Raw genomic sequence first — 17,417 nt, 5'->3', positions numbered from 1 at the left:
CGACCTGCTGAAACGATAGAACGATCCCGCCTCTCCCTTGCACGATCCTCCACGGAGCCGGTTCGACCCCGCTCAGGTCAGCGCACCCGCCGGCGTGTGCCCGACGTCCCGCAGGCGGGCCGCGTCCCGGCTCGGGGGCGCGCCGAACCGGCGGCGGTACTCCCGGCTGAACTGCGACGGGTTGTCGTACCCGACGCGCTGACCGACCCCGGTGACGTCGCCCGGGTGGGTGGCCAGGAGCAGCCGGGCCTCCTGCAACCGGATCTGCTTCTGGAACTGGATGGGGCTCATCGCGGTCACCGCCTGGAAGTTGCGGTAGAAGGCGGAGACGCTCATGCCGGACATGCGCGCCACGTCCTCCACCCGGAAGGGCTGCGCGTAGTGCTCGCGAATCCAGCGCACCGCCCGAGAGACGTGGCTGAGGCCGCTGTCGGCCAGCCCGATCTGGCGGACCGTCGCCCCCTGCTCGCCGGTGATCAGGCGCCACAGGATCTCGCGCTTGACCAGCGGCGCCAGCACGGCCCGGTCACGGGGCTCGTCGAGCAGTCGCAGCAGCCGGACCACCGCGTCGAGCAGCGCGGCGGGGGCGTCGCTGACGGCGATCCCCGACGGAACCCCCTCGCCGGTCCGGGGGACGTCCCCCGGACCGGCTCGCAGCAGCAGTTCGGCGACGTCGGCGGGTTCCAGCACGAGACCGAAGCCGAGCGCCGGCCGATCGGGTTCCGCCCGGGTGAACTGCCCGGTGACGGGCAGGTCGACGGAGGCGACCAGGTACTGCCCGGGGCCGTACTCGTAGATCCGATCGCCCAGGGCGAGGCGTTTCGCGCCCTGGGCGATGACCGCGAGGATCGTGCCGGACATGGAGGGCGTCGGCGGGTCGGACCGGTCCACCTTCGAGATGAGGACGCCGTCGATCGCGGTGGTCCAGTCGGGCCGGACATGCCGGGTCAGCAGCGCGCGGAGTTCGTCGAGGCACATGCGCCCATTGCAGCACCGTCCCCGCCACCGCTCCCGCATTCGGGAGGATCGTGCAAGCGACAGCGAGGATCGGTCTACGTTTTCGCAGGTCAGGGCGATTGAATGGTGTCACCCCACTCCCTCGTCGAGAAGAGGACACCGTGATCGCCACCTACGGCTTCAGCGCCACCCTGACCGCCGCACCCGGCCTGGGCGACCGACTGGTCGACCTCCTGCTGACCGGTCTGGACGAGGGCAACCCCGGCGCGAGCGAGCACTGCGTCGTCTACCTGGTCTCCCGCTCCGCGTCCGACCCCGACGTCGTCCACGTCATCGAGGGCTGGACCACCGAGGAGGACCACCACCGGACCTTCGCCGGCGAGGCCGCCCGGGCCATCGTGGCCCAGGTCGACGGACTGCTGGCCGGAGAGCCCCGGTACACCGATCACGTCCCGGTGCGCGGCAAGGCCGACTTCCGACCCGGTGACCTCCCGGCCCAGCCCCACACCCGGTGATGCCGTCCTCCCCCCTCCACCCCCTCCACCCGTGAAAGGCGTCACCATGACCACGTCCCGCCCCGCCCTGGACCCCGAGCTGCGCGAACTGCTGACCGGCATGCCCCTCATGTCCCGGCTCGACCCGGAGGTCCTCGCGCACCTGCGCCAGTACCCCTCGACACCCGTCGAGCCCCTCCTCGCGCACCGGCAGGTCGACCGACGCGAGATCACCGTGCCGGCCGCGGACGACGTCCCGATCCGGCTGTCGGTCTTCAGCCCCGCGCACACCGACCGCACCACCCCCGCACCCTGCGTCTACTGGATGCACGGCGGCGGGATGGTCATGGGCGACCGCTTCTCGCAGATCGACATCCCGCTGGAGTGGCTCGACGAGCTCGGCGCGGTCGTCGTCTCCGCGGAGTACCGGCTCGCACCGGAGGCCACCGGCACCACCCTCGTCGACGACTGCTACCGGGGACTGCTCTGGGTCGTCGAACACGCCGCCGAACTGGGCGTCGACCCCGCCCGGATCATCGTCGCCGGCGTCAGCGCGGGCGGCGGCCTCGCCGCCGGCCTCACCCTGATGGCCCGCGACCTCGGCACCCCGGCGATCGCCGCGCAGGTGCTGATCTGCCCCATGCTCGACCACCGCAACACCAGCACCTCCAGCCGCCAGTACTCCGGCGTGCCCGGCGTGTGGACCGGCGAGATGAACGCGTTCGCCTGGCAGGCGGTCCTCGGCGACCTCCGCGACGACGAGGTGCCCGCCTACGTCTCGCCCGCGCTGGCCGACGACCTCTCGGGCCTGCCGGCCACCTACGTCGACACCGGCTCCGCCGAGGTGTTCCGCGACGAGGACACCGACTACGCCACCCGCATCTGGGCGGCCGGCGGCCACGCCGAACTCCACGTCTGGGCGGGCGGCTTCCACGGCTTCGACGCCCTGCACCCGCAGGCGCGCATCTCCGCCACGGCCCGCCGGACCCGCACCGACTGGCTGGCCCGACTCCTGTCCACGACCTCCGCCGCGCGGGCCGTGTGACGGGGTGCCCGGCACGGTGGCGACCGGGACCCGCGTGTCGTGTCGGAACCAGGTCCGCGCGGTGATCGGCAGTGTCCACCGGTGGTGGGCAACAGCGGGACACCCGGACCTCGGCCGCCGCCGGATCTCCACGCGGTCGACAGCTCGGTCGACTCGATCGCCCCAGGTCGTGAATCGGGTGGAATCTCAGCGCAGTTCGGCGCCGATGAGGTGCGGGCGCGAGGCGCGTGTTGCGGCTGATCTTCCACTGCGACGCGGCTCAGGACCGAAGTCGAGCCAGGACAACCGTGCCGCCGACATCTCGAAGGCTCTGGTTCGACATCCGGCAGTTCCTCGCAGGTAGCCCTGCCGGCTCCGAATCGGCGCGGGCGGACCGGCGCAGCGGAGGGCGACCCGATGCCGGACTCACTGTGCAGATCGGCACTGGAACAGCTCGCTTCGGCAGCCTAACGTTCCGATTACCGAGCGTGATAACCGAGGGACGGGCTCGGGTACCCGGGAGCGAGCCGCAGGAGGGGGCGGTTCGCCGAGGTGGGTGGAATGCCCTGGGTGCCGACGAGGGCTGCCCGGAGCACTCCGGACCCATCGCGAACACCGGACATCCGCCGCGTCCAGCACATCGCGGACGCGAGCGGTGACGTGAACCTACGCCCAGGACTCCGTTGGAGTCCGGAATGAGGGGGGAAATGGTGCGCAGATCGATGGCAGGTGCGTTCGCCGCCGTGCTGGCGGCAGTCGCTCTCAGCGGATCACCGGCATCGGCGAGCGCGGACCCACCGGGGGCCGGCGCGCAGGGCAGCCCGCAACTGCAGGCCCAGCGCCTGCGGGAAGCGGTGGACGCCCAGTTGCGGCTCACCCCGGGCGGTACGCGGACCGCGGCCGACGAGGTGTCCTGGCACGGCGGGAAGGTCGTCATGACCTGGCGCCCACCTGCCGACGGCGGCGTCGTCCCGCTGGTGACATGCAGGTCCGAGGGCTGGTGCTTCCACGAGCACAGCGACTTCAACGAGGGCAGCTCAAGCGGCCGGACGCTCTGGTTCCAGGACTGCAACTGGCAGGACCTGGCGGACTGGGGATTCAGCGACAAGACCAGTTCGTGGCAGAACAGGTCGGGGAACACCATCAAGGTGATCAACCACGCCTCCGGCAAGACCGGCCACGGCTCCGACGGCACCCTTTTCAGGATGAGCCCCAAGAGCAGTGCCCGATCCATCGGCTCCAACAACGACAAGGCCGATCACTTCGAGTGTGTCTGACGCTGCCGATCCGACCGCGCGGCCGGACCGGCTCCGGTGAAAGCGCACGGCTCGGCCACGGGGCCGCTTCGCCACCTCGGCGGAGCGGCCCCGCGCCCGGTTCGGCGTGCCACGTCCGTCCTGGGCGCACGACGGCGACATTGGTCGGCGTGGCGACGGACCGCCCAGTCCGAGGACCCTGAGCGCGGACCGTGCTGCCCGCGTGGTGGCGAACCGCTGCCTTCGCTTCTCGTCCGCCGCCTTCTCTGCCGCGTAGTCGCAGACGCTCTTGACGAGGGTCCGGTCACGTTCTGGCGGCTGCTCGTCGACTGGTGGCCCGGCACCCTCCACCTCACCGCCGACGGTGCGGGGAAGTGGTCCGGCGAAGCTCCCGTGAAGCTGGTGCCACACGTCGGCCTGAGTCGCGTTGACGAAGGCGGCCGGCCACCTCGATGGCGTCCTCGAACGCCCGCTCCGCGTGCACGGCCACCCGAACCGCCCTTTCGCCGGTGGCACCGCTGTCGACCCGCTGATCTGTGGACATGCCCCTGGCGCGGCGGACCGCGACTCGCACGTCACGACACGTCGTCCCTGCGGCCCTGCCGTTACGAACGACCCGGTGGAGATCGTTCCGCGTGCCGGGCCACCAGGGCACCCCTCCCGGATCAGGACTGGATGCCGAGGCGGTGCTGCTCGGCGCGAATGATGCGCTGCTCGACCGGGATGGCGTCGTCGTCGAGGAAGTCCGGTCGGTGCTCGCTGCCGTCGACGGCCCGGCGGTCGGCTTCCTTGGCGTCGCTCTTGCGCGCGAACTCGGCGAACAGCAGGCTCTTGCGCTCCTGGACCTCCCGCATCCGCTCGTCCACGCTGCCCTTGGCCAGCAGCCGGTGCACCTGGACCTTGCGGATCTGGCCCATCCGGTGGGCGCGGGCGATGGCCTGCTCCTCGGTGCTGGGCTTCCACTGCGGCTCGGCGATGATCACCACGGACGCCGCCTGCACGTTCAGCCCGACACCGCCCGCCTCGATCTGGCTGAGCAGCACGGCGTGGCCCTCACGCCGGGTGAAGTCGTCGACGAGCTCCTGACGGGCCGCGGGCGGCACCGACCCGGTCAGCACCCCCGCCACGGACCCGCCGAGCCTGCGGTGGATGGCTCCCAGCACCTTGAGGAAGTTCGAGAACACGATGACCTTGAGGCCGTCCTCGCGGGCCTCGTCCACGATCTCGGCGAGCCGTTCGAGCTTGGCGGAGTCGGCCGCGCGGAACGCCGCCTGCCGCATCCGCATGAGCTGCTTCTCCCGCACGCTCGCGGTGTAGGCGGCGGTGTCGGCCTGCGTGAACTGCACCCAGTCCTCGACCTCGATCCTGTCGGGCAGCTCGGTGAGCACGTCCTCCTGGTTGCGCCGCAGGTAGACGGGCGCGACCGCGCGGCGGAACCGCCTGGCCCCGGCCAGGGCGTCGGTGGCGTCCAGGCCGCGCGCGACCTGGGGTTGCAGCTGGTGGACGAGGTTGCGGAACTCCTCGACCCGGTTCTCCATCGGCGTGCCGGTGAGGAACAGCGCCCGCTGCGACCGGGCGACGATCCTCGCCACGTGCCGGGTGCGCTGCGCGGCCGGGTTCTTGACGTAGTGGGCCTCGTCCACCACGAGCATCGCGATCCCCGCGCCGTCGATGCCGTCGAGGCCGCCGAGGGTGTTGAAGGTGGTGACCGCGACGCCGCCGGTCCGCAACCAGTGCCGCATCGTGGCGGCCTTGCCGGCGCCGTGCAGGCTGTGCCCGGTGAGCGTGGTGTGCTTGCCGATCTCGTTGAGCCAGTTGATCTGCACGCTCGCCGGGCACACCACGAGGAAGCGGGTCTGCCCCATCGCGGCCATGTGCGTCATGGTGGCGAGGGCCTGCACGGTCTTGCCGAGCCCCATCTCGTCGCCGAGGATCGAGTGCTTGCGGTGGATCGCGTACTGCGCGCCGAACACCTGGTAGCCGCGCAGGGTCGCCTTGAGCAGGCTGGTGTCCAGCGGGACGGCGGTGATCTCCTGGCGCAGCTCCTCCGGCAGGAAGCCCTGCGCGGCCTCGGAGCCGTCGGTGTCGCCCTGCCCGCCGAGCGTGGACAGCAGCGCGTTGAAGGCGGCGGCGTCCTTGGCGTACGCCTGCCACAGCTGGTCGGGGTCGTAGGCGTCGGGGTCGGCGGCCCACTCCTGCTGCTCCACGGCGCGGAGCAGTTCGACCGTGCGGGGGTCCGAGAGGAGCGCGTCGAGTTGGGCCAGCGCGGCGAGCGCGGCCTGCTTCCGCGCCCCGAACCGGAAGAACATGCCGACCCGGCCGGCGGTCGGCCCGGCCTCCCGGATCAGCTGCCCGGCCTGCGCGGTGAACTGCTCCACCGGCGCTCGCAGGGTCGCCAGCGAGTGGTCGGCGTGGCGGACGGCGGCGAGGATGGCGAGGAGCCACGTCTCGCCGGGGTGGCGTAAGTCCGGGTCGAAGCGGACCCGCGCTTCCCCGCGGATCTCCTGCGCGAGCCGGTTCGCGGCGGCCCAGACCTGCTGGGCCGTCTGCGGGCCGATACCGGGCACGGCCTGCAACTGGTACGGACCCGCGTCGACCACCTGCGCGACGGTCCGATACCCGGCGTCGGCGAGGGCACCCAGCCGGGCGCCCTTGCCGACCAGGCCGCGGAGGTCGGTGATCGGGCGGGATTCGAGGGTCGCGCGGGCCTGCCGATCGGCCAGGTCGCCGATCTGGTGACGCGCTCTCTCCCGCAGCGCCTCGGGCGCGGACAGCAGGGCGGTCGCCAGGCCGACGAAGTCCCGCGCCTCGTCCAGGAGCGCCTTGGCCGCCGTCCCGACCTTCGCCTTGGCGGCGCTGACGGCCTGGGCGTCGGGAGGTCTGGGAACGCCGCTGGTTGTGTAACTGGCCTGACTCACTCGACGCGCCCTCTCACCATCGCTCGACGCGGGTCCGGTCACGCTCGGCGTCACGATGGCATGGCCGGTGACAGTGCGTGACGGAGCGTAGCGGGCGCCGGGACGGCTCCCGGCGACACCTCACCCACGTCGTTCGACGGCGACGACTCGTTACGGGCCGGCTGCTTCGCGGAGTGCGACGGGAGGGCGCGGCGCGCGGCCGTGGCATCGGCTGCGGCCCGCTGTCGTGGTGGTGGCGGTGGTGGTGAAGGGCTCGCGCCTCGCGGTTCACCCACCGGGCGCGCGGTCAGGGACGATCGGTGATTACAGGCGGGCGGGGTCCTTGGGCGCGCTGCCGATGACCAGGCGCGGTGCGCGGGGGTCCCACGGTGGTGGCAGTTCCAGCAGGCCGTCCACGACCGTGGTGAGGTCGCAGTCCTGTCGCCAGAGCAGGTCGCCCTCCGAGGTCACGCGGACGCCGAGGACGTCGGTGTCCATGCGGATGCGGATCGCGTCCACGACCGGGAGGCCGAGCCAGGGGTGGAGGCCGTGCAGTTCCACGGGGTTGCCGTCGTCGTCCAGCGGCGGCTGGAGCCAACGCCAGTCGGTGTCGCGCATGCGCAGCAGTGAGTGCAGTGCGGGCCAGCGGCGCAGGCCGAGGGAGAGGTCGAGGGCATCGGTGGTGATCACGGCGGTTCCCTGGTGGGTCGGTGGTGGATGGCGAGCCGGCGGGGACGGTGAGCGCTGTGGAGGGGGGCCGCCCACGCCGGAAACGTGGGTAGGACGCGGGCGGCACCCCGGCCGCCGCACCACGGTTAGGAGGCGACGCGACGCGGCGGCGGTCTGTATGGCGGCGCGAGGTCGAACACCTTGAATCTAAACTTTAGAAGACGGGTTATCTAGAAGTGCGCCTATACACGATCGGGTAGATCGTCTTTGGCCTCGCAGTAATGCAGACTCTGAGCCGCATACCCGGGAGAGCAGGAGTGATGGCGGAGCAGCGGAACGCGACCCTCTACAAGGCCGAGTTGGGCGAGGAGCTGCGGCGGCTCCGTGAGGCGGCCGGACTGGATCGCGACGACGCGGCCAGGGCGCTGAGCTGCTCGGACAAGAAGATTTACACCATCGAGAAGGGGCATGTGTCCGTGCGGCTCGCTGAGCTGCACATCCTGCTCGACGCGTACGGGGTCGCCGATGATGAGCGCGGCGACATCGAGCACTTGGCGCGGCTCGCGCGGCAGCGCAGGCCGCGCACCTCGTGGGGCAGCGCCGTGCCGGAGCGGGTCAAGAGAGGAGACCGCCGCCGTCATCCGGGTGTACCAACCGATGTTGCTGCACGGCTTGGTACAGACCGAGCGCTACGCCCGCGCTGTCATCGCCACGAACTCATCGCTGAGCCCTGCCGACGTCGAGCGCCTGGTTCAAGCCCGCATGGCGAGGCAGGAACGGCTCACTGGCGAGGACCCGCCCACCGTCCACCTCGTCGTGGAAGAACACGTGCTGCGTGCCCGCGTCGGGGGTACCGAAGTGATGCGCGAGCAGCTCGAGCACTTGGCGGACCTTGTCGACCAGGGCGTGGCCGAACTGCGCGTCCTGCCGACTTCGCTCGGTGCGCATCCTGGTCTTGGCGCACCGCTGTTCCTGATGCTCACACCCGAAGGCGGTCGTCGCCCGGACATGATCTACGTCGAGACGCTGACCGATGGTGTATTTGTGGATGAGCCGGACCGTGTCGCTCGCTACGACACGACCATGTCCGAACTGCTCGCCCTCGCGCTGTCGCCCTCGGAGTCCCTTTCGCTGCTGGGTACCGTGGTGGCAGAACTGTGACGGCAACGAGGAGCAGCATGATGATGGAAGGTGCCACGTGGCGTAAGTCTTCCCGGTCGAACAACTCGGGCGGAGCTTGTGTGGAACTGGCGTGCAGTGCAGGCCAGCGCGGCATTCGCGACTCAAAGAACCCAACCGGACCAACGTTGCGGTTTGGACGTGTCCAGCTCGCGGCATTCATGAACGAGGCGCGCACCGGTCGGTTCGACGGCTGATCGGCAGGAGGCCGCGTCTGCAGTGGACGCGGCCATCGCTGCGACTCAGCGCACGCCGGATCGCGCCGTCATCACGTCGAGTTGACCTGTGACGGCTGCCGTGATCAACGCTTGGCGGCGCTCGGCGAGGACGCCGAGTTGGCGATCCGCCGCACCCATCAGAAGATCAACCTGGTCATTCGCCTGACGAATTTGATCGACTATTTTCTGCTGCTCTCCCAAGGGAGGGAGCGGTATGCGAAGGGACTGTAGGTCAGGGAAATAGATGGTCTTGTGGGTCGAACCGGTCGCTAGACGCTCCAGTAGGTCCGTGCGCATAGCACGCAAGCACCAAAGGAGGTAGTAGGGATTCAACCTGGGGCCGCACATCCATGTGGCGAAATCCTGACTAGTGGAGCCAAGAGAAGCTTCGACCCGCCCCCGACTGTTACAGCGTTCCGAGGTCCGCACGGTGAAGTGGGACAGGTGGGACAGTAGTTCTGCGGGCTGTCCCACCCCAGAACCGCTGGCCAGGGGGTATGGCGAGACAGCTGGGACAGCGTCCACCTCGGGAAGGCAACTGCTGCCCCTCTGTCGGACAAGCAACAAGCGCGACGGATTTACAGAGTCCCGCGAGGACCATCCCTGAGCAGCGCTTACAGCTCTCGGTGCAGCCACTTCGGTACACACTCGGCACAGACGTCCGCTGGAGCCTTCAGCGGGCGCCCGTGTACAGCGCCGGGCGAGGCGCGGACAACACCGGCGCCTGGTCTGCATCTGGCGATATGAGTCAACTGCTGTTGGTGTAGGCCCTCGTGCGCACAGGTAGGTACGGCATGACGTGCGCAGCAGCGGTCAGGAGCAGGTGCGGATCGACGTCGAGTCCGTTGAGCTATGAGCTTGGGCTGTGGACGCCGACGACCGCGGACGAGTCGATATCGCGCTCACGCGTGGTATCGGTAGCGGTGGGTGGGCGGGCTGCGATCATCGGGTATCGGTCCGTGGGCGCTGTAGCCCTTGTGGGTTGAGGGGGTTGTCGTGACGGTCGGTCGGAGCCGTGCCTGGTGGGTGGCCGGTGGCGCCCTAGTCGGCGGTGGCGTGATGTGGGCGGTGTTGCGATTCGGTGTGCCGGTCTTCCTGACCGACCAGACGCATCCGGCACGACCGGTCCTGGAGGCGTTGAGCTGGATCGCCGGCATCGGCGGCCTGGTGGTGGCGGTCGTGGCGCTAGTGGTGGCGTTGCGCCAGGGACGTGACCGCGCCGCTGCCCGGGAGGTGGTGGCTCCGCCTGCGGCATCGCAGACGGCCACCGGCGGCGGAGTGATTCTCAACGGTAGCGTGACCGGCGGCTCGGGCTCCGGGACGACGACCGGAGTGCACATCGACCGGGTGGGTGGCCCTCCGGACCCTCCGGACCCTCCGGTGCCGACGCGGCCTTAGGCCACGCCACGTCGGCGGCACCAACCATGGCCGCACCGGCAGCCTCGGTCTCCGGGAACGTGACCGGTGCCGGCGGGACCACGATCGGCGCCCTGCACGGCACGCTGCTGCAGGGTAATCTGGTGGTCGGCGGACCGGGTGTGCCCGCCATGGAGTCGATCCCCGCGACGCCCGGACTGGGCAGGATTCCGGCCGGCTCGGATCTGTTCATAGGGCGGACGAACGAGTTGGAACGTCTGGACGCGGCGGTGGCGGGTTCGGGGCGCGCCGTGGTGGTCACGGTCCACGGGTTGGGCGGAGTCGGCAAGAGCACCCTGGCCGCCCACTTCGCCCACCTGCACACCGACCGCTACACACCGGTCTGGTGGATTACCGCGGACTCCCCGGCCGCGATCGACACCGGCCTGGCCGACCTGGCCACGACCCTCGCTCCCCAGGCGGCGGGTGCGCCGCTGGAGCAGCGCACCGAACTGGGCGTGCGGTGGCTGGCCACCCATGACCGGTGGCTGCTCGTGCTGGACAACCTGACCACGCCCGCCGACGCGGCGGGGCTGCTGGAACGGGTCCGGACCGGCACGATCGTGATCACCTCACGCCAGGGCACCGGCTGGCGGGGCGTCGCCACGATCCCGCTGGACGTACTGCCCGCCGAAGAGGCCGTGGAGTTGCTGACCCGCATCGTGCGGGGCGAGCGCCCCGACGCCGACCTGACCGACGCCGACCGACTTTGCGAAGAGTTGGGGTGGCTACCGCTGGCGATCGAGCAGACAGGCGCCTACCTCGCCCAGACCCGCATCACCCCGCCCGCCTACCTGGACCTGCTGAAGCGGTACCCGGCGCGGATGTTCACCGCGACCGCGGAGGGCGGCGACGCCCAACGCACCATGGCCCGGGTCTGGCACGTCACCCTGGACCGCCTCGCCGACACACCCCTGGCAGGGCGGGTGCTGCGGCACCTGGCCTGGTACGCACCCGACGCCATCCCCCGCACCCTGCTCGTCGGGATGCTCGACGAACCGGACCTGTCGGAGGCACTGGGTCGACTGGCCGCCTACAGCATGATCACCCTCACCGACGACACCATCGGCGTGCACCGCCTGGTCCAAGCCCTCACCCGCACCCCCGACCCCACCGACCCCCACCGCCAACCCACGGACATCGCCCACGCCCGCGACACCACCGCCACCGCCCTCGCCACCGTCCTCACCGGAACAGACCCCGACCTGCCCGCCGACTGGCCCGTCTTCCAGACAGTCCTGCCCCACGCGCGGGCACTGCTCGACCACACCCACACCCACACCGACACCGACACCGAACCGCTCTGCCGCCTCGCCGACCGCCTCGGCGTCTACCTCGACGGCCAAGGCGACACCACCACGGCCATCGCCCTGCATACCCGCAGCACCCACAGCCACCAACGCCTCCACGGCCCCGACCACCCGAACACGCTGGGCTCACGCAATAACCTGGCCGGCGCCTACCGGTCGGCGGGTGATCTGAAACGGGCGATCCCGCTGTACGAAGCGGTGCTGACCGATGCCGAGCGGGTGCTGGGCCCCGACCACCCGAACACGCTGGGCTCACGCAACAGCCTGGCCGGCGCCTACCGGTCGGCGGGTGATCTGAAACGGGCGATCCCGCTGTACGAAGCGGTGCTGACCGATGCCGAGCGGGTGCTGGGCCCCGACCACCCGAACACGCTGGGCTCACGCAATAACCTGGCCGGCGCCTACCAGTCGGCGGGTGATCTGAAACGGGCGATCCCGCTGTACGAAGCGGTGCTGACCGATGCCGAGCGGGTGCTGGGCCCCGACCACCCGAACACGCTGACCTCACGCAACAACCTGGCCGTCGCCTACCAGTCGGCGGGTGATCTGAAACGGGCGATCCAACTGTACGAAGCGGTGCTGACCGATCGGCAGCGGGTGCTGGGCCCCGACCACCCGAACACGCTGACCTCACGCAACAGCCTGGCCGGCGCCTACCAGTCGGCGGGTGATCTGAAACGGGCGATCCCGCTGTACGAAGCGGTGCTGACCGATGCCGAGCGGGTGCTGGGCCCCGACCACCCGAACACGCTGACCTCACGCAACAACCTGGCCGGCGCCTACCGGTCGGCGGGTGATCTGAAACGGGCGATCCCGCTGCACGAGGCGACTCTTGCGGACTACGAGCGGGTGCTGGGCCCTGACCACCCGGACACGCTGGGCTCACGCAACAGCCTGGCCGGCGCCTACCGGTCGGCGGGTGATCTGAAACGGGCGATCCCGCTGTACGAAGCGGTGCTGACCGATGCCGAGCGGGTGCTGGGCCCCGACCACCACCTGACCAGAACGATTCGCTCGATTCTCGATACCACGACAAGCGGCCACCACTGACCCGCCACCTCAATCCAGTGCCTGGCGAGTTCCTGTCCCTGCGGTATCGCATCCTCTTCCAGAATCGGTAACTTCGGTAACCGTGCGGGTCAAGGGCTTGTGGCCCGGTACCGATCTGTAAGGTTCCTGATCCGCACGGTTACCGAAGCTTCCGATCCCAGAGACGGCCATGCATAGATCGCTAAGCGTATGCCGCTCCGCCGAGTCAGCTCGGGCCGGCTGGCGACTGATCCCCAGTCTGCTCCCGATGACAGCACCCTCTCGGGGGGATGGCACCGCGGTGCGTAAGACAGGTGGGACAGGTGTCTCAGGACCTGTCTCATCTTGGAATCGCTGGTCAACCCCTATGTCGGGACAGGTGAAACAGGTGGGACAGCATCCACTTCGGGAAGGCAGCTGCTGCGGCTTGGTCGGACAAGCAATAAGCATGACGTCAAAGGCCAGCTCGGTTCTGCAATGACTATTTGACTGGCGGGTTGCTGTTACTTCTACGTGAATCCGTACAGGGTTCTCTGTGTACTTTTTTGTTGGATCTACCAAAGACTAGAGCCGTACAAGCCCAATTATTGGTCGAACTCGTGTGTCCCACGCCGAGAGTGACATCAAGATAATAGTTGTCTGAATTGAGTGGGATGCCAAAGATAAGGTCTACATCGCTCTGTTCGTCGATTGGATAAAGCTGTGCGGGTACTGGCGTAACGGTGGTGGTTTTTTCGAGTATTGCACGAATGTGAGTAGGTACATCTATGGCAAATTCAATAGACTGTTGTGGATTGAGGGTGAGGGCGACCCGGAAACCAAGATCGAGATAAGTTCCGCAGTCGTGTACTAGTTGCCCTACGGCTGGGACGGTAAAGCCGTCGTGGATGCCGCCGCTGATTGCAATGTCTGCGTCTTTAAGCAGGCCATCGCGGACGGTGAGGGTATCATCGATACGGTATTTGACAATCTCGCCGGTGCACTCTCCTTTGAGGGGAGCATGTAACGAGACGAGCGCTTGGTCGGAAATCGTAACTGCCTCCGTCTTGTTGATAATGGTGGCGGTTAGACGCAAGTGAGCGTCGTTTTTAACGGCCATGATATTACGGATGGCGATTGATTCACTGTCGTGAATGCGCTCGAAAGATGATTTATTACTGGGTGTCGAGGCACTGGGGGTAAGGCTGATGGCACCCGGTGGGAGAACAACCTCGCTTTTTGATGGCGGTACTTCGAAGTCGGTATCCTCGGCGTCGATAGCCGTCATGGACAAAAGCAACCCCATAGTGCCAAGTAGTGCGCTAGCGATTGGTGGCCAAGGGCGTCGGAAGTGCCATGCGAAGCGGTGGGTATGTCGCTGGCCGCGTAACCCGAACGCAGCGATAGGCGACCAGATGGCAAGCGTCGAAACTGTGGCGACACCGAGAAAGGCGATGGTTTCTAGTGAGGTATTTCCGTCACTTTTTTGTACGAATAGAGTTACCAGTACCAATGGTATAACTATCAGACAGGGTCTGTAGCGCGCACGCAGAGCGGCAGCGTCGGCTTCTGTGGGCGGCGAGGTCTCATCGGGCATTAATTTTCCTTACTAAGTACTCTAATCGACAGTAAAGGGGCTTCAGCTAAAGCCTGCAGGTGAAGATGTCGTCATGGTATCGCCCATAAAGTTGGTCGACTTATACTGAAGCTACCAGTATGCATGCCAAGCAGCATGGTGGGACAGAGAGGCAGCACCCACTTTGGGAGAGCGTGTGCTGCGGTGGGGTGGGACAGGTGGGACAACAGTCCTGCTACTGTCCCACCGAAGAACGGCTGGTCAACTGCTACGGCGAGATACGTGGGACAGTACTCCCTCCGGATGACGTTTGCCCTCCCCGTTGATCAGAGCAGAGCCGCCATGCTATCAACTACTGCGTCGGCCCGTGCTTGCGACAAACGTTCACGCTTGCCAGGCTTGTTCGCATAGCCGATAGATTTGGCTCCCGCTGCGTGACTCGCTTCAATATCGGTGAAATCGCTGCTGGGTGCCTCCGTGATCGAGACGATCGATCAGGGGGGCGAAGAAAAGAGGTGTATCGCTGTCCGGGCTGCGGCAAAGCGAAGCTCAAGCCGCGCCAGGAACGGAGGCCACGCTTCCGGTGTGGCGCGTGCGGGCACGAGTTCAGCAATCCTGTAGTCAAGATCAAGGCAGTAACTACGTTTCGCTCTTACCATCAAACCGCTTGGGTCGACCTACCGGGTCAGTTGCAAGCTGAGCAACTGCGTGAGCTGTGCCTGAAGCCCAAAAGTCAGCACAGTATCCGCCAGTTGGACTACCAGAGGTTCCGGGTGGCGGTGACGGAGTCCCCAGGGAATCCGCAAATGTCGCCAGTGGAGGAGTCTCTGTCTCAAATGCTCTATGGAGGGCATCGTAGGGCAATCGTCCGGGTGCGGATCGGTCAACGCAGCTTCCGTAGTAACTTGCTCAGGAAATACGGTGATCAGTGTGCTTTCACTGGGCCTTCCCCGATGGAAGCTCTCGAAGCGGCTCACCTGTACAGCTTCGCGGTCGAAGGCAAGCACCGCGACGATGGCGGATTACTTTTGCGTAGGGATGTCCACCGGCTATTTGACTGTGGTCACCTGGCCGTGAACCCTGAAACTCTGACTATCGACGTCTCAGAGTCGGTTAGACGTTACGAAGAGTACGGACGTCTGCATGGTGGGCATTTAAGGGTTCAGTTGACCGAGCGGCACCTGCGTTGGGTCAACGAGCACTGGAAGATGCACCGGAGCGGCTGAGGCTGTGCAGTAGCAGCAGCCTTGGCCGGGTGCTCGTCGGCAGTCCTGGTCGGTGTGAGCGGTTCGGCCTTCCGAGGGGTTCGCACCGGCCTGGGACTGGCCGCCATCCCTCCTGGCGTGCTGGCTGTGTCCGGCGCCCCGTCGTGAGTGAACCCTCTGCGGCTTCGCGGCGACATGCCGGGTCTCGGGCGTCGGAACTTTGGCACGTATTGGCATAGACAGCCGTAGACGGCCGGTCTCCACCGGACACGGCCGGACATACGAGTAAGGCCCTTGACCGCGTTCGCGCTGGTCAAGGGCCTTTCGTGCTGGTGGAACGATGTGCCCCCGGCAGGATTCGAACCTGCGCACCCGCCTCCGGAGGGCGGTGCTCTATCCCCTGAGCTACGGGGGCCGCAGCTACGGGTGGAAGCTTAGCGCACTGCCGCGAGCGGGTTTCACCCCCTACCCTTTTGGGTTGTGGAACGGGTGGTTGTGGGGGTTGACCTGCGGCTTCGGGTTGTCGAGGGCGGGGTGGCGGGTGGGGTGCCCGTCGTGTTGGTGCACGGCTACCCCGACACGTCGTCCGTGTGGGACGGGGTGGCCGAGCGGCTCGGGGAGAGGTTCCGGGTCGTCCGGTACGACGTGCGCGGGGCCGGCGGGTCGGAGGCCCCGGCCGGGCGGGACGGGTACCGGCTGGAGGTGCTCGTCCGGGACCTCGTGGCCGTGGTCCGGGACGTCGGGGCGCCCGTCCACCTCGTCGGGCACGACTGGGGGTCCGTGCAGGGGTGGGCCGCCGTCGCCGCGCACCCCGGGTTGTTCTCGTCGTTCACCAGCATTTCCGGGCCTGCTCTGGACCACCTGGCCGGGGTGTCGGTCCGGGAGGTGTGGCGGTCCTGGTACGTGCTGCTCTTCCTGGTGCCCGGGCTCGCCGAGGTGGTGTGGCGGGCGGGGTGGGCGCGGCGGTTGGCGCGGGCCGGGCGGCGGGAGCTGGTCAACGGGGTGGAGTTGTACCGGGCGAACGTGGGGCGCGGCCGGGCTCCTCGGGTGGTCGAGGTTCCGGTTCACCAGATCGAGTTGGTTCGTGACCCGTTCGTAGGAGTCGGGCACCTGGATGCCTCGAAGCGGTGGACTCGGGTGTTGACTCGTAGCCGGGTGCGGGCGGGGCACTGGGCTGTCCGGACGCATCCGGCCGTGGTGGCGGAGCTCATCACCCGGGTGATCGACGGCGCGTGAGAACGTGTTGCACTCATGCGCATGTGACTATATGTTCCGACGCATGGGGCACGGACACGGGCACGGGCACGGTGTGGCGACCGGGAGCGGGGGCGCGCGACACCTCGGTCGGCTCTGGGTGGCGTTCGCCGTCGGCGCGGTGTTCATGCTGGTCGAGGGCGCCGTCGGCATCGCCACGGGTTCGCTGGCGCTGATTTCCGACGCCGCCCACATGCTGACCGACGTGCTGGGCGTCGGCATGGCGCTGGCCGCGATCCTGCTGGCGAGCAGGGCGGGAACCGGCGGGAGCCGGACGTTCGGGCTCTACCGGGCCGAGGTGCTGGCCGCCCTCGCCAACGCGGTGCTGCTGTTCGGCGTCGCCGGGTACGTCGTCTACGAGGCCGTGGGCCGCTTCGGGAACCCGCCGGAGGTGCCGGGGCTGCCGGTGCTGCTGGCCGCCGCCGCCGGGCTGGTCGCCAACCTCGTGTCGTTCGCGGTCCTGCGGCAAGGCGCCAAGGAGAGCATCAACGTCCGGGGCGCGTACCTGGAGGTGCTGGCCGACCTCGTCGGATCGGTCGCCGTGCTGATCAGCGGCGCGGTCACGCTGATCTTCGGGTGGCGCTACGCCGACCCGGTCACGGGTGTCGCCATCGGCGTGTGGGTGCTGCCCCGGACGTACAAGCTCGCGGCGAGCGCGCTGCGCATCCTGTTCCAGCACGCGCCCGAGCGGTTGGACGTGAGCGAGGTGCTGGCCGAGCTCGGGCGGCTGCCCGGTGTGGCGGAGGCCCACGACCTGCACGTCTGGACGCTCACCTCGGGCATGGAGGTCGCCTCCGCCCACCTCACGACCCGCGAGGACGCGGACCCGGCCGACGTGCTCCAGGCCGCCCAGGACCTGCTCGCGCGGCGGTACCACATCGAGCACGCCACGCTCCAGGTCGAACCAGGAGATTCCGCGCTGAGGTGCCGCGAAATCTCCTGGTGACCCGTCAG

General features: G+C 68.2%; 15 protein-coding genes, 1 tRNA gene and 1 pseudogene. 11 read left to right on the top strand and 6 right to left on the bottom strand.

Translation table 11 applies throughout. From position 1 onward, the window contains the following. Positions 1-72 precede the first annotated feature (72 nt). Positions 73-978, bottom strand: a complete 906-nt coding sequence (locus J2S66_RS23720) for an AraC family transcriptional regulator (RefSeq protein WP_310309457.1) — start codon at positions 976-978, stop codon at positions 73-75. Positions 979-1,118: 140 nt separating this feature from the next. Here J2S66_RS23720 and J2S66_RS23715 point away from each other — a divergent pair, with 140 nt between their 5' ends. From J2S66_RS23715 to J2S66_RS23705, 3 genes are all read left to right on the top strand, one after another. Next, positions 1,119-1,472, top strand: coding sequence for a putative quinol monooxygenase (locus J2S66_RS23715; protein ID WP_310309456.1), 354 nt, complete (start codon positions 1,119-1,121; stop codon positions 1,470-1,472). A 46-nt stretch (positions 1,473-1,518) separates the two neighbouring features. Continuing rightward, positions 1,519-2,496, top strand: a complete 978-nt coding sequence (locus tag J2S66_RS23710) for an alpha/beta hydrolase (protein ID WP_310309455.1) — start codon at positions 1,519-1,521, stop codon at positions 2,494-2,496. 701 nt (positions 2,497-3,197) lie between these two features. Further along, a complete protein-coding gene (locus J2S66_RS23705; protein ID WP_310309453.1) occupies positions 3,198-3,752 on the top strand; it encodes a hypothetical protein in 555 nt (184 codons plus the stop codon). A gap of 644 nt (positions 3,753-4,396) precedes the next feature. Here J2S66_RS23705 and J2S66_RS23700 read toward each other — a convergent pair. Together J2S66_RS23700 and J2S66_RS23695 are read right to left on the bottom strand one after the other, a co-directional pair. Continuing rightward, on the bottom strand, positions 4,397-6,649 hold the full coding sequence (locus J2S66_RS23700) for a DEAD/DEAH box helicase (RefSeq protein WP_310309452.1): 2,253 nt from the start codon (positions 6,647-6,649) through the stop codon (positions 4,397-4,399). 303 nt (positions 6,650-6,952) lie between these two features. Beyond that, positions 6,953-7,318: a hypothetical protein gene (locus J2S66_RS23695; protein WP_310309451.1), complete on the bottom strand. Its 366-nt coding sequence runs from the start codon at positions 7,316-7,318 to the stop codon at positions 6,953-6,955. A 260-nt stretch (positions 7,319-7,578) separates the two neighbouring features. Between J2S66_RS23695 and J2S66_RS37205 the strand changes: the two are divergent. From J2S66_RS37205 to J2S66_RS23685, 3 genes and pseudogenes are all read left to right on the top strand, one after another. Then, a pseudogene (locus J2S66_RS37205) lies at positions 7,579-7,821 on the top strand (helix-turn-helix domain-containing protein); the annotation flags it as partial. After that, the gene (locus J2S66_RS23690; RefSeq protein ID WP_310309450.1) at positions 7,766-8,458 is read left to right on the top strand and encodes a DUF5753 domain-containing protein; all 693 of its coding nucleotides are present in this window, start codon (positions 7,766-7,768) and stop codon (positions 8,456-8,458) included. The pseudogene J2S66_RS37205 and the gene J2S66_RS23690, both read left to right, overlap by 56 nt. A gap of 17 nt (positions 8,459-8,475) precedes the next feature. Then, positions 8,476-8,673, top strand: coding sequence for a DUF397 domain-containing protein (locus tag J2S66_RS23685; RefSeq protein WP_310309449.1), 198 nt, complete (start codon positions 8,476-8,478; stop codon positions 8,671-8,673). A gap of 45 nt (positions 8,674-8,718) precedes the next feature. Here the strand turns inward: J2S66_RS23685 and J2S66_RS23680 are convergent, their stop codons facing one another. Beyond that, the gene (locus J2S66_RS23680) at positions 8,719-9,042 is read right to left on the bottom strand and encodes a restriction endonuclease subunit S (RefSeq protein WP_310315029.1); all 324 of its coding nucleotides are present in this window, start codon (positions 9,040-9,042) and stop codon (positions 8,719-8,721) included. A 711-nt stretch (positions 9,043-9,753) separates the two neighbouring features. Between J2S66_RS23680 and J2S66_RS23675 the strand changes: the two genes are divergently transcribed. Further along, positions 9,754-10,092 carry a hypothetical protein gene (locus tag J2S66_RS23675; protein ID WP_310309448.1) on the top strand — a complete coding sequence of 113 codons (339 nt, stop codon included), beginning with the start codon at positions 9,754-9,756 and terminating at the stop codon, positions 10,090-10,092. Positions 10,093-10,118: 26 nt separating this feature from the next. Continuing rightward, entirely contained in the window at positions 10,119-12,470 is a 2,352-nt protein-coding gene (locus J2S66_RS23670) for a tetratricopeptide repeat protein (protein WP_310309447.1), read from the top strand. Positions 12,471-12,930: 460 nt separating this feature from the next. Here the strand turns inward: J2S66_RS23670 and J2S66_RS23665 are convergent, their stop codons facing one another. Further along, complete coding sequence (locus J2S66_RS23665; protein ID WP_310309446.1) at positions 12,931-14,025, bottom strand: hypothetical protein; 1,095 nt, start codon at positions 14,023-14,025, stop codon at positions 12,931-12,933. 785 nt (positions 14,026-14,810) lie between these two features. Here J2S66_RS23665 and J2S66_RS37200 point away from each other — a divergent pair. Then, on the top strand, positions 14,811-15,230 hold the full coding sequence (locus J2S66_RS37200; protein WP_374726213.1) for an HNH endonuclease signature motif containing protein: 420 nt from the start codon (positions 14,811-14,813) through the stop codon (positions 15,228-15,230). A 322-nt stretch (positions 15,231-15,552) separates the two neighbouring features. Here the strand turns inward: J2S66_RS37200 and J2S66_RS23660 are convergent. Next, positions 15,553-15,624, bottom strand: a tRNA-Arg gene (locus J2S66_RS23660). A gap of 131 nt (positions 15,625-15,755) precedes the next feature. On the opposite strand from J2S66_RS23660, the gene J2S66_RS23655 reads away from it, so the two are divergent. Together J2S66_RS23655 and J2S66_RS23650 are read left to right on the top strand one after the other, a co-directional pair. After that, positions 15,756-16,445, top strand: coding sequence for an alpha/beta fold hydrolase (locus tag J2S66_RS23655; protein ID WP_310309444.1), 690 nt, complete (start codon positions 15,756-15,758; stop codon positions 16,443-16,445). 43 nt (positions 16,446-16,488) lie between these two features. Then, entirely contained in the window at positions 16,489-17,409 is a 921-nt protein-coding gene (locus tag J2S66_RS23650) for a cation diffusion facilitator family transporter (protein ID WP_310309443.1), read from the top strand. Positions 17,410-17,417: the final 8 nt, after the last annotated feature.

Source organism: Saccharothrix longispora, from assembly GCF_031455225.1.
GTDB lineage: Bacteria > Actinomycetota > Actinomycetes > Mycobacteriales > Pseudonocardiaceae > Actinosynnema > Actinosynnema longispora.
The sequence above is the reverse complement of the archived record's forward strand: the minus strand, read 5'-3'. Positions and strand labels throughout refer to the sequence as shown.